Source organism: Methylobacterium sp. CCH5-D2, assembly GCF_001556475.1.
In the GTDB taxonomy this organism is placed as follows: domain Bacteria; phylum Pseudomonadota; class Alphaproteobacteria; order Rhizobiales; family Beijerinckiaceae; genus Methylobacterium; species Methylobacterium hispanicum.
In genome coordinates this window covers 1-11871 of the sequence record NZ_LSIX01000620.1, presented here as the reverse complement: position 1 = coordinate 11871, position 11871 = coordinate 1, and the positions used below count along the sequence as shown (strand labels likewise).

Here is an 11871-nt window from a genome sequence, read left to right as displayed (position 1 = left end):
ATCCTGGCCTACCCCTTCGCCCTCGACCTGCCGGTCTGGTGGCTGATGGGGCAGGCGGTGCGGGGGATGCTGGCGATCTCGGGGTGGATCGAGGGCTTCGGGGGCGCGACCCTGGTGGTGCCGGCCTTCGGCAGCGCGGCCCTCGGGCTGCTGGCCGCCGCGCTCCTGCTCGCGACGCTGCCGGTCTCCGGCCTGCGCTGGCTCGCGCTCCTGCCCGGCGCCTGCGGGCTCGCCCTCGCGGCGGCTCCGGAGCGCCACGACCTCTACGTCGACCGGCAGGGCGGCGGGGCGGCGCTGCGCGGTGCGGACGGGCGGCTGATCACGCTCGGGCGCCCCTCGGGCTTCGTGCTCGAGCAGTGGCTGAAGGCGGACGGCGACGGGCGAAAGCCCGCGGATCTGGGCGGCGGCACCTGCGACCGGCTCGGCTGCGTCGGACACCTCGCGGACGGGCGCGCCGTCGCCCTGGTGCGCGACCGTCGCGCCTTCGCGGAGGATTGCGCCCGCGCCGCCGTGATCGTCACGGGCCTCGCCGCGCCACCCGGTTGCGCCGCCGCCCTGGTGATCGACCGGGCCTATCTGGCCCGGCACGGTGCGACGGCTTTGCGCGTCGCCGCGGGCGGCTCGCTCGCCGTGCACCACGCCCGCGATCCCGCCCGGTCCGCGCCCTGGTGGCCGGCCGCGCGGCCGCCCCCGCAGACGGAAAAGGCCCCGCGGCCGGAGACCGCGGAGCCCGCGCAGGAGGAGACGCCCGGCCCGCCGGACGACCCCGATCCGTGATGCCCGCTCAGTAGCGGCGCACGAGGCTGACGAGCCGGCCCTGGATCTGCACCCGGTCGGGCCCGAGCACGCGGGTCTCGTAGGCGGGGTTGGCAGCCTCCAGCGCGATCGAGGAGCCGCGCTTGCGCAGGCGCTTCAGCGTGGCCTCCTCGTCGTCGATCAGCGCCACGATGATGTCGCCGGTGTTGGCCGTGTCCTGCTTGCGGATCACCACGAGGTCGCCGTCGAGGATGCCGGCCTCGACCATCGAGTCGCCGCGCACCTCCAGGGCGTAGTGCTCGCCGCCCGCCAGGAAGTCCGGCGACAGTGTGATGGCCGAGCTCTGGTTCTGGATCGCCGAGATCGGCGTGCCGGCGGCGATCCGGCCCATGACCGGGATCGAGACGGCGCGGCCCTGCTCGTCGGTGAACTGGGTGGTGGTGGGCCGGGGCGGCGCCGCCTTGGCCCGGCCGCCCTCGACCACGCTCGGGGTGAAGCGGCGCGGCTCGGGCATTGCCGCGGCCGTCGCGGGCCCGAGGCTCTCGGGCAGGCGGATCACCTCGATGGCGCGGGCCCGGTTCGGTAGGCGGCGCAGGAAGCCGCGCTCCTCGAGCGCCGTGATCAGCCGGTGGATGCCCGACTTCGACTTGAGGTCGAGCGCGTCCTTCATCTCGTCGAAGGAGGGCGGCACGCCGCTCTCGCGCATCCGCTGCTGGATGAAGCGCAGGAGATCCAGCTGTTTACGCGTCAGCATCGGGCAGCACTCGCATTCGGGGCAGGCGGAATCGCGGCTTCGGAAACAAACCACGAACACGTTAAACGTTCCGCAAGTGTTCCGCAAGCGGGGTGTTCCGCGGCGCCCCTCGATGAGCTTCAGACCAGCCGGCGATCCAGGCGGATGATGCGGCAGGGATCGCCCGCCCGCGCGGGCGGGGCGTGCGGCTCGCGGATCAGCAGGGCCTCGGCCTGGCCGAGCACCGCCAGCATCGAGGAATCCTGGCGCCGCTCCGGTGTCGCCTCGGGCAGGCGGTCGGGCGCCGTGCGCAGGGTCGCCCGCATGTAGTCCTGGCGACCGTCATTGGCCTCGAGGTCGCGGCCGAGGAGCGCCGGCTCGCTGCGGTCGGCCCCCGCGTTCGGATCGCCGAGCAGGGCGCGGATCGCCGGCAGGACGAAGAGCAGGCCGCAGACGATCGAGGAGACCGGGTTGCCGGGCAACCCGATCACCAGCATGGGCCCAAGCCGGCCGTGCATCAGCGGCTTGCCGGGGCGCAGCGCCACCCGCCAGAATCCGAGTTCCAGCCCCTCCTTCGCCAGCGCCGCCTGGACGAGGTCGTGGTCGCCGACCGAGGCGCCGCCTAGCGTCACCAGAAGGTCGGCCCGGGCTCCGCGCGCGCGGCGGAAGGCCTCCTCCAGGGCGGCGTGCTCGTCGCGGACCACGCCGAGATCGACCGGCTCGCCGCCGGCCGACCCGACGAGGGCCGAGAGCGCGAAGGTGTTCGAGGCGACGATCTGGTCCCAGGCGGGCGCGGCGCCCGGAAGGACCAGCTCGTCGCCGGTCGCCAGGATCGCGACGCGGGGGCGGCGGCGCAGGCCGAGCACGGGATGCCCGGCCGCGGCCGCGAGCGCGAGGCGGCGCGCGTCGAGGGTCTCGCCCGCCCGAAGGAGCGTGTCGCCGGCCGAGAAATCGAGCCCCGCGCGGCGGACGAAGCGCTCGGGCACGACCGGCTCCAGCACGCGCACCGTGTCGTCCTCCGCCTCGGCGTTCTCCTGGATCAGGATCGCGTCGGCGCCCTCCGGCACGGGGGCGCCGGTGAAGATCCGCACCGCCTCACCCGCCTCGAGCGCGCCGCGGAAGCCGTGGCCCGCCGCGCTGGTGCCGACGCGCCGCAGGATCGCGCCGGCGCGGCCGGCGTCCTGGGCGCGCACCGCGTAGCCGTCCATGGCCGACGCCCGGAAGGGCGGCTGCGTGCGGGTGGCCGCGACGTCCACGGCGAGGGACCGGCCGGCGGCCTGGGCGAGGGGCACGTCCTCGGCCTCGACCGGCCCGGGCACGCTCGCCAGGATCCGGGCAAGCGCCTCCGCGACCGGGATCGGCCCGCTCACGCCTCGGCCCTGTAGGCGCCCGAGCGGCCGCCGTCCTTGGCCATGAGCCGGACGCCCTCGATGCGCATCCCGCGATCGACCGCCTTCACCATGTCGTAGACCGTGAGGCAGGCGACCGAGACCGCGGTCAGTGCCTCCATCTCGACGCCGGTCGGGCCCTGCACCCGCACCTCGGCGGTCACGCGCAGGCCCGGCAGGGCCTCGTCGACCGCGCAATCGACCCGGACCTTCGAGAGGAGCAGCGGGTGGCAGAGAGGGATCAGTTCGTGGGTGCGCTTGGCGGCCATGATGCCGGCGAGCCGCGCCGTGCCGATCACGTCGCCCTTCTTGGCGTCGCCCTCGCGGATCAGCGCCAGGGTCTCGGGGCGCATCACCACGCAGCCCTCGGCGGTCGCGGTACGGTCGGTCGCCGCCTTGTCGGTGACGTCGACCATGTTGGCCGCGCCGCTGGCGTCGAGATGGGTGAGGCCGCTCATGCTCCCTCAGGCCTTGTCGCCGAAGAGCAGGCCGCGGGTCGCGGCCGTGACGTCGGCCTGCCGCATCAGGCTCTCGCCGACCAGCACCGTGTCGAGCCCGTGCTCGCGCAGGCGCCGCACGTCGGCGTGGGTGGAGATGCCGCTCTCCGCCACCGCGATGCGGTCCTGCGGGATGCCCGGCGCCAAGCGGATCGCGGTCTCGAAGGAGACCTCGAAGGTCTTCAGGTTGCGGTTGTTCACGCCGATCATCGCCGCACCCAGCGGGATGGCGCGGGCGAGTTCGGCCGCGTCGTGCACCTCGACCAGCGCGTCCATGCCGAGGTCGTGGGCGCTCTCCACGAGGGCCTCGGCCTCCTCGTCCTCCAGGCAGGCCATGATGACGAGGATGCAGTCGGCGCCCCAGGCGCGGGCCTCGTAGACCTGGTAGGGTTCGAACAGGAAATCCTTGCGCAGGACCGGCAGCGCGCAGGCCTTGCGCGCCGCGGTGAGGTATTCGGGCCGGCCCTGGAAGGAGGGCTCGTCGGTAAGTACCGACAGGCAGGTGGCGCCGCCGGCCTCGTAGGCCTTCGCGAGCGCGGCGGGCTCGAAATCGGCCCGGATCAGGCCCTTCGAGGGCGAGGCCTTCTTCACCTCGGCGATGAGCGCCGGGCGGCCCTGCCCGACATGGGTGCGGATCGCCGCCGCGAAGCCGCGGGGCGGCTCGGCCTTGGCGACGCGGTTCTCGAGCTTGGAGAGCGGCACGCGCAGCTTCGCCTCGGCGATCTCGCGGCGCTTGTAGGCCTCGATGCGGGCGAGCACGCTCGGGCGCTCGGACGCGTCCGTCGCGGCATCGTCCCGGACGGCCTCTTGCGTGGATGCGGAGGACATCGCTGCTCCTTAGGCGTTCGAGACCGCGACGAGGCGGGCGAGCGTCGCGCGCGCGGCGCCCGAATCGATCGCATCCTGCGCCCGCACGACGCCCTCTTCCAGGGTGCCGGCGGCGGCTGCGACCACGAGGGCGGCGCCCGCGTTGAGAACCGCGATGTCGCGGTAGGCGTTGCGCGCGCCGTCGAGCACCCCTGCGAGCGCCCGGGCGTTGTGCTCGGGGTCGCCGCCACGCAGGTCGTCGAGGGCGTGCAGCGGCAGCCCGACCGTGCGCGGGTCGATGGTGAAGCGCGAGATCCGCCCGTCCTCCAGCGCGACGACCGCGGTCGGCCCCGTCACCGTGATCTCGTCGAGCCCGTCCGAGCCGTGAACCGTCCAGACCCGGCGGCTGCCGAGTTCGGCCAGCACGTGGGTCAGCGGCTCGGCCCAGGCGGCTTGCGAGACGCCGAAGAGCTGGTGCTCGACGCCGGCCGGGTTCGAGAGCGGCCCCAGCAGGTTGAAGATGGTGCGCACCGGCAGCTCCGCCCGTACGGGCGCGACGTGCCGCATGGCGCCGTGATGGGCCTGGGCGAACATGAAGCAGAGCCCGGCCTCCGCGAGGCAGCGGCTCAGCCCCTCGGGCGGGAGCCCGAGCCTGACGCCGAGCGCGGCGAGCACGTCGGCCGCGCCCGAGCGCGAGGTGGCGGCGCGGTTGCCGTGCTTGGCCACCGGCACGCCGCAGGCGGCGGTGACGAGGGCGGCGAGCGTCGAGACGTTGTAGCTGCCCGAATGGTCGCCCCCGGTGCCGACCACGTCGACGGCGCCCGGCACGCCCGCCACCCGCACCATGCGGGCGCGCATCGCCTCGACGGCGCCGACGATCTCGTCCCGGCTCTCGCCGCGGACCTTCAGGGCGATCAGGAAGGCGCCGGCCTGGACGGGCGTGACCTCGCCCGACAGCAGGTCGTCGAAGGCGGCGCGGGCCTCCGCGCGGTCGAGCGCGAGGCCGCCCGCGACCTTCGCCAGATGGGGCTTGAACGAATCCATGCGCGCGGGGTGCTGTGCGGCCTCAGGTCCGCGCGTCAATGCACGCCGGGACCGCGCTTGTCACGCTCGGCATGCCCGGGGCGGCGCCGCTCGGCGTTCCAGGCGGCCGCGATGTCGAGGAAGTTGCCGAGCATCCGGCTGCCGTGGTGCGAGAGCACGCTCTCGGGATGGAACTGCACCGCGTGCACCGGCAGGTCCCGGTGCTCCAGCCCCATGATCAGCCCGTCCGCCTCCGCGGTCACGCCGAGCGTGTCGGGCAGCTTCGCGCGCTCTACCACCAGCGAGTGGTAGCGCGTGGCATCGAAGCTGTCGTTGAGGCCGCGGAAGATGCCCGTCGCGCCGTGCCGGATGGTCGAGACCTTGCCGTGCATCGGTGTCGGCGCCCGCACGACCTCGCCGCCGAAGGCCTGCCCGATCGCCTGCAGCCCGAGGCAGACGCCGAAGATCGGGATCTCGCCGCTGAGCTGCTTCACCGCGTCGAGGCAGATGCCGGCCTCGTTCGGGGTGCAGGGGCCGGGCGAGAGCACCAGCGCGTCCGGCGCCCGCTCCCGGATGCCCGCGACGGTGATCTGGTCGTTGCGCACCACATCGACCGCGCCGCAGAGCGGGCCGATCAGGTGGACGAGATTCCACGTGAAGGAATCGTAGTTGTCGATGACGAGGACGTTGGCCATGGCGGGCGGCTTTCCGGAACGTTCCGCCGATGTGGCCGGTGCGCGTCGCCGGGTCAACGGGTGCGGGGCGCGGCAGCCCCTAGCGGCGCGAGCCGCGGTGGCGGTTGCCGGTGGTGCGGATGCCCGCGGGGCGGCCGGGCGGGTTCGGCTTGAACGGGCGCCCGGCCGAAGCCTTCGCCCCCACCTTCGCACCCGGCCGCTTGGCGCCGGAGCGGGCGCGGCCCTCCGAGAGCAGCTCGAAGCGCAGCGCCCCGGCGCTCGGCGCGGCCTCGACGAGGCGCACCTCCACCCGGTCGCCGAGCCGGAAGGTCTCGCCGGTGCGCTCGCCGACGAGCGCGTGGCGGCCCTCCTCGTGGCGGTAGTAGTCGGCGCCGATGGTCGAGACCGGCACGAAGCCGTCCGCGCCCGTCTCGTCGAGCTTGATGAACAGGCCCGAGCGCGTCACCCCGGAAATCTGGCCCGAGAAGGTCGCACCGACCCGGTCCACGAGGTGGTTGGCGATGAGCCGGTCGATGGTCTCGCGCTCGGCCGCCATGGCGCGGCGCTCGGCCGCCGAGATCTGCTCGCCGATCCGGTCGAGTTCGGGCACCGAGATGTCGGAGGGGAGCCCGTCCTTGCCGAGCCCGCACGCGGTGATCAGCGCCCGGTGCACCACGAGGTCGGCGTAGCGGCGGATCGGCGAGGTGAAGTGGGCGTAGCGGCGCAGGTTCAGCCCGAAATGGCCGAGGTTCTCCGCCGCGTAGACCGCCTGCGCCTGGGAGCGCAGGATCACCTCGTTGAGGAAGACGCCGTGCTCGCTCTCGGCCGCCGTGGCGAGGATCCGGTTGAACAGGGCGGGGCGGAGCGCCCCCTCCTTCGGCAGCTTGATGCCGACCGAGGCCAGCACCTCGCCGAGCGCCCGCATCTTCTCCAGCGCCGGCTCGTCGTGCACGCGGTAGATCAGGGGCTGGCGTGCCTGCTCCAGGGTCTCGGCGGCGGCGACGTTCGCCTGGATCATGAACTCCTCGATCAGCCGGTGCGCGTCGAGGCGCTCCGGCACGACGACGCGGTCGACCCGGCCGTCGGCGCCGATCAAGACCTTGCGCTCGGGCAGGTCGAGGGCGAGGGGGCCGCGCCGGTCGCGGGCGGTCTTCAGGGCGGCGTAGGCGGCCCAGAGCGGGCGCAGAGCCGCGTCGAGGAGCGGTTCGGTCGCGGCATCCGGGCGCCCGTCGATCGCGGCTTGCGCCTGCGCGTAGGCGAGCTTGGCGCGCGAGCGCATCATCACCCGGTGGAAGCTGTGGCGACGCTTCTCGCCCTCCGCCGAGACGATCATCCGCACGGCGATCGCCGGGCGTTTCTCACCCTCGCGCAGCGAGCAGAGGTCGTTCGAGATGCGCTCCGGCAGCATCGGCACGACCCGGTCGGGGAAGTAGACCGAGTTGCCGCGCTCCAGCGCCTCGCGGTCGAGGCTGGAGCCCGGGCGGACATAGGCGGCGACATCCGCGATCGCGACCGTGAGGATGAAGCCGCCCGGATTGGCTGGGTCGGGATCGGCCTCGGCCATCACCGCGTCGTCGTGGTCCTTGGCGTCCGGCGGGTCGATGGTGAGCAGCGGCCTCTCGCACCAATCCTCGCGGCCCCGCATCGTCGCGGCCTTCGCGGCGTCCGCCTCGGCGAGCGTGTTCTCGTGGAAGACGTGCGGGATGTTGTGCAGGTGCAGCGCGATCAGGCTCACCGCCTTCTCGGAGCCGAGCGAGCCCAGGCGCTCGCGCACCCGGCCGCGGGGCAGGCCGAAACGGGTCTCGCGCTCTAGGCTGACGCTGACGAGGTCGCCGTCGCGCGCCTCCCCCTCCTCGCCGGGCGGGATCAGGATCTCGCGGCCCTGGCCGCGCTTCTCCACCGGCTCGATGCGGCCCCCTTGCGCGCCGGCCCGGTACACGCCGATGATCTCGGCCCTGTTCTTGCCGATCACCTTGATGACGCGGCCGGTGTAGCGGCCCTCGGCCTCGCCGTCCGGCTCGACGCGCAGCAGCGCCCGGTCGCCGATGCCCGGGGCCGGCCGCTTGTCCCGGCGCCCGCCCTTGGCCGGCATCAGCACGATGGTGGGCGGCTTGCCCTCGCCGGTCCACTCGACCGGGCTCGCCACGAAGTCGCCGTGCCGGTCGCGGGAGCGGATATCGCAGAGCACCACCGGCGGCAGGCGGCCGGCCTTGGCGAGGCCGCCGCGGGAGCGGGAGATCTCGCCGTCCCCCTCGATCTCCTTGAGGATGCGCTTGAGGCCGATCTTGTCGGCGCCCTTCAGGCCGAAAGCCTGGGCGATCTCGCGCTTGCCGACCTTGTCCTTGGACTCGGCGATGAAGGCGAGGATCTGCTCGCGGGTGGGCAGGGGCGTGGGAGTCGCGGTCGCGCGCTTGGCCAAAGAATCGGGCTCGCTGCGCCGCTCCGGAGGGCGGCGCCTGTTTGAGTTCGGGGCCGGAATGCAGGGTCCGGCTGTCCCCAAGATGGTGTCGGGGAAGGTTTCCGGCAATGTCGGGCCGGGCGCCCTCAACAGCTCAGCCGGTGGAAGCGGATTTCGCGATGCGCTCGACGGCCGCGTCGATGTCGAAGCTCGCGGCCAGGATCTCGTCCAGGGCGAACGGACAGTGCCGCGGCAGGGTCAGGTTGACCCGGCCCTCCTCCGGTCGAAGCTCCGGCGCCTCGGCCGCCTGCACCGCGAGCGTCCAGGCTCCGTCCATGCGCAGGCTCTCGGCGGCCGGCGGATCGGCCGCCAGCGCGGCGAGCGCGGCCCTGGCGTTCTCCCGGTACCGGAGGCTCTTCCCGTCGTCCGAGACCAGGGCCGCCTTGATCAACTCGGCCAGGGCGTCCCGCACCCGCTCCACGCTCGCGTTCATGTCCATCCCGTGCTGTCCTCGGCCGGGCCATGGCAAGGGCGATGCCAGAGGGGGAGGGGCCCTCAGTAGGGCGTGCCCGTCCGGCGCTGCGCCCGCAGGGCCTCGGCGTACCAGGTCAACTCGTCGAGGAAGCGGTTCGTCGCCTTGGGGAGCCAGTCCTCGGTGGGCTCGCCGCCCTCGCTGAGCGCCTTCCCGATCCGCGGGATCGGCAGCAGCGAGGGGATGCTGGGGGCACCGAGCTCGGCCATCATCGCCCGCAGCTGCATCGCGGCGCGCACGCCGCCGTACTGACCGGCGGAGTAGCAGCAGATCGCCGAGGGGCGCCAGAAGTACTCCTCCAGGAAGTGGTCGAGCGTGTTCGACAGGGCCGGCGGGATGCTGTGGTTGTACTCGGCCGAGACGACCACGAAGGCGTCCGCGCGGCCGTAGAGGGCGGCGAGGGTCTCCAGGGCCTCCGGGGCTTCGCCCCGCGGATACTCCGTGTACATGCGGTCGAGCAGCGGGAGCTTCAGCGCGGCCGGATCGACCAGCGGCGCCTCGTGGCCGCGGGCCTCCAGCGCGCCGACCAGGAAGCGGGCGGCCCGCAGGCCCTGCCGGTCGGAGCGGACGCTGCCGAGGATGACGGGACAGACCAGGGACATCGGGCGCCTCTCCGCTCGGGACGTCGTTCGACCGAGAATGTCACGGAGCCCGGGCCAGGGCCAAGGGACCGGACAGGGAATGCCAAGGGACCGGCCCGGGAATCCGGCTCGGCTTGAACGGCCGGTGCACGGCTGGTAGCAAGCGAATCGGGCCGGTGTAGCACAGCGGTAGTGCAGCGGTTTTGTAAACCGAAGGTCGGGGGTTCGATCCCCTCCGCCGGCACCACGCTCCCGTCGCGGCGCCTTTCCGAGGCGGGAGGACGGTCTTGCCACAGAGCTTCCGCTCCGGTCCGGCCGACTTGAGGCCGACTCGCGGAATTCGGGCCTACACTTCGGTTACACGGGAGAAACATGATTAAAGCCGCCTGAATGCGGCTTTCAGATCCGATTGAATCCCCATCCTGTAGCTCCGGCGCCACATGGCGATGAGCCCGGCACCCGCGGACGGCCACAGGCGCCACCCGGTGTTCCGGAATCCGGCCGCTCGCCGGCCCAGCCTCATCGCGTCCGCAAGGCTACCGATGACGCAAGACCCCAACAGCGGCGCCCCCGCGGCGCCCGAGGACGTGCAGCAGTCCCGAGCCGCCCCGGTGCGCGGCCCGCGCCGCTGCCGGCTCGATCCCGCCGCCCGCGCTCGGATCGGCCGCGGCCTGCGGATACTATACGCCGAAGCGCTGACCCAGCCGGTTCCGGAGCGGCTCGAACGGCTGGTCGCCCGCCTCGGCGAGGCCGATCTCGCCTGCCCCGCGGAACAGGTCGAGGAGCCGTCGCGATGACCCGGCCCGATCTCGCCCCCGGTGCGCCGCTCACCCCCGACGCGGAGATGCGCGACATGCTGCTCGGCGCGATCCCCGCGCTCAGAGCCTTCGCGTTCTCGCTGACCTACGACCTCGACCGCAGCGACGACCTCGTGCAGGACACGCTGGTGCGCGCCTGGATCAAGGCCGACAGCTTCCGCCGCGGCACGAGCCTGACGGCGTGGCTGTTCACCATCCTGCGCAACCTGTTCTACTCCGAGCAACGCAAGCGGAAGCGCGAGGTCGAGGATGTCGACGGCAGCATCGCCGGGCGCCTCGCCAGCCTGCCCGAGCAGGAGATCCGGGTCGAGATGGAGGCGTTCCGGGGCGCCCTCGAACGGCTGCCCCTGGCGCAGCGCGAGGCCCTCATCCTCGTCGGCGCGCAGAACTTCACCTACGAGGAGGCCGCGGAGATCTGCGGCGTGCCGGCGGGGACGATGAAGAGCCGGGTCAGCCGGGCGCGGCTGCGCCTGATCGAGCTGCTCGGCATGGACGGCACGGGCGACATCGGCACCGATGCCCAGACCCGGGCGGCGCTGGGCGAGTAGCGGACGGCCGCCGGATCCGCAGCCCCGCACGGATCCCGCGCCGGGCCTCAGGGCCGGCGGTAGACCCAGACGCGGGCGGGCGGCAGGTTGAGCCAGACCCGGTTCGAGCGGTCGGCGGTGTAGCTGCCGGCCTCGCAGCGGGCCGGGATCGGCGGCACCACCGCGTAGGTGAACTGCACGAAGGGCGCGCCCGGCTGCATCAGGTCGTGGGCGGCGTTCAGCAACTCGAGGCGCTGCTCCAGCGGCTTGGTGAAGAGCGGCAGGCTGGAGATCGTGGCGGCGGCGGGCTCGTTGAGCACGTCGCCGAGGGTGCGCCGGATATCGTAGGCGTCGCCCCGGATCACCGTGACGCCGGGGAAGCGACGCGCGAGCAGGCGGCAGAAGTCCGGATTGAACTCGACCAGGACGAGGCGCTCGGGGGCCAGACCGCGGCGCAGCAGCGCCTCGGTCACAGGGCCGGTGCCGGGCCCCAGCTCGATCACCGGGCCGTCCCGGCGCGGATCGACGTAGGCGGCCATGGTGCGGGCGAGCATCTTGCCCGAGGGCGTCACCGCGCCCGTCACGAGCGGCCGCTCGAACCAGGAGCGCAGGAACCGCGCCTCGTCCTCCAGCGGATCGCGCCGCTCACCCAACCCCGCGGCCCGCGCTTTCGTGCTGGAACGACGTAACGGAGGCAAGTCCGGAGTTCCTTGTTATCGTTGGAGGATCGAGGACGACGCTCTCATACCGCCAAGCCGGCGACCCTGCTAGGGCAACGCCGCACGGGACCGGCCAAAAGCGACAACCGCGCGGAGCCCGTTTGGATCCGGCCGTCAGCGCGGTTTTTCCGGGGGAGGCGGCTCAGGCCTGTGCTGCGCCGCCGAAGAAGTCGCGCACCTTCGAGAAGAAGCCCGTGCTCTCCGGGTGGTTGTCGTCGGAAGCCGTCTTGTCGAACTCCTGCAGCAGCTCGCGCTGCCGCTTGGTCAGGTTCTGCGGGGTCTCGACGAAGACCTGGATGTAGAGGTCGCCGACCTCCCGCGAGCGCAGCACCGGCATGCCCTTGCCCTTGATGCGGAATTGCTTGGCGGTCTGGGTGCCGGCCGGGATGCGCACCTGGGTCTGCGAGCCGTCGATCAC

13 protein-coding genes, 1 tRNA gene and 1 pseudogene are annotated in these 11871 nt (G+C 73.2%); 4 read left to right on the top strand and 11 right to left on the bottom strand.

The window, feature by feature from the left end:
* A pseudogene (locus AX737_RS34525) lies at positions 1–777 on the top strand (competence protein ComEC); the annotation flags it as partial.
* A 7-nt stretch (positions 778–784) separates the two neighbouring features.
* On the opposite strand, the gene lexA reads toward AX737_RS34525, so the two are convergent.
* From lexA to AX737_RS16560, 9 genes are all read right to left on the bottom strand, one after another.
* Positions 785–1510, bottom strand: a complete 726-nt coding sequence (lexA, locus tag AX737_RS16600; protein WP_066923274.1) for a transcriptional repressor LexA — start codon at positions 1508–1510, stop codon at positions 785–787.
* Between the two features lie 119 nt (positions 1511–1629).
* Positions 1630–2859 (bottom strand): gephyrin-like molybdotransferase Glp, encoded by a 1230-nt coding sequence (gene glp / locus AX737_RS16595; RefSeq protein WP_066923271.1) that lies wholly within the window; start codon positions 2857–2859, stop codon positions 1630–1632.
* Positions 2856–3335, bottom strand: a complete 480-nt coding sequence (gene moaC / locus AX737_RS16590) for a cyclic pyranopterin monophosphate synthase MoaC (RefSeq protein ID WP_066923268.1) — start codon at positions 3333–3335, stop codon at positions 2856–2858. Before moaC ends, glp begins: the two co-directional genes overlap by 4 nt.
* Before the next feature lie 6 nt (positions 3336–3341).
* On the bottom strand, positions 3342–4202 hold the full coding sequence (gene trpC, locus AX737_RS16585; RefSeq protein ID WP_066923265.1) for an indole-3-glycerol phosphate synthase TrpC: 861 nt from the start codon (positions 4200–4202) through the stop codon (positions 3342–3344).
* A gap of 9 nt (positions 4203–4211) precedes the next feature.
* Positions 4212–5225 (bottom strand): anthranilate phosphoribosyltransferase, encoded by a 1014-nt coding sequence (gene trpD / locus AX737_RS16580; protein WP_066923262.1) that lies wholly within the window; start codon positions 5223–5225, stop codon positions 4212–4214.
* Between the two features lie 35 nt (positions 5226–5260).
* Entirely contained in the window at positions 5261–5899 is a 639-nt protein-coding gene (locus AX737_RS16575; RefSeq protein ID WP_066923259.1) for an aminodeoxychorismate/anthranilate synthase component II, read from the bottom strand.
* 79 nt (positions 5900–5978) lie between these two features.
* Positions 5979–8297, bottom strand: a complete 2319-nt coding sequence (gene rnr / locus AX737_RS16570; protein ID WP_066923256.1) for a ribonuclease R — start codon at positions 8295–8297, stop codon at positions 5979–5981.
* Between the two features lie 133 nt (positions 8298–8430).
* A complete protein-coding gene (locus tag AX737_RS16565; RefSeq protein WP_066923277.1) occupies positions 8431–8769 on the bottom strand; it encodes a hypothetical protein in 339 nt (112 codons plus the stop codon).
* A 62-nt stretch (positions 8770–8831) separates the two neighbouring features.
* On the bottom strand, positions 8832–9410 hold the full coding sequence (locus AX737_RS16560) for an NAD(P)H-dependent oxidoreductase (protein WP_066923252.1): 579 nt from the start codon (positions 9408–9410) through the stop codon (positions 8832–8834).
* A gap of 151 nt (positions 9411–9561) precedes the next feature.
* Between AX737_RS16560 and AX737_RS16555 the strand changes: the two genes are divergently transcribed.
* The 3 genes from AX737_RS16555 to AX737_RS16545 all read left to right on the top strand — a co-directional run bounded on the left by AX737_RS16555 (position 9562) and on the right by AX737_RS16545 (position 10755).
* Positions 9562–9636: transfer RNA gene (locus AX737_RS16555), tRNA-Thr, on the top strand.
* 295 nt (positions 9637–9931) lie between these two features.
* Positions 9932–10186, top strand: a complete 255-nt coding sequence (locus AX737_RS16550) for a NepR family anti-sigma factor (RefSeq protein WP_197430607.1) — start codon at positions 9932–9934, stop codon at positions 10184–10186.
* Entirely contained in the window at positions 10183–10755 is a 573-nt protein-coding gene (locus AX737_RS16545) for a sigma-70 family RNA polymerase sigma factor (RefSeq protein WP_066923246.1), read from the top strand. Before AX737_RS16550 ends, AX737_RS16545 begins: the two co-directional genes overlap by 4 nt.
* A gap of 47 nt (positions 10756–10802) precedes the next feature.
* On the opposite strand, the gene AX737_RS16540 is transcribed toward AX737_RS16545, so the two are convergent.
* Together AX737_RS16540 and AX737_RS16535 are read right to left on the bottom strand one after the other, a co-directional pair.
* A complete protein-coding gene (locus AX737_RS16540) occupies positions 10803–11432 on the bottom strand; it encodes a phospholipid methyltransferase (protein WP_066923244.1) in 630 nt (209 codons plus the stop codon).
* Between the two features lie 163 nt (positions 11433–11595).
* Positions 11596–11871 (bottom strand): DnaJ C-terminal domain-containing protein (locus AX737_RS16535; protein WP_280949084.1); only part of this gene is annotated, 276 nt, incomplete at its 5' end.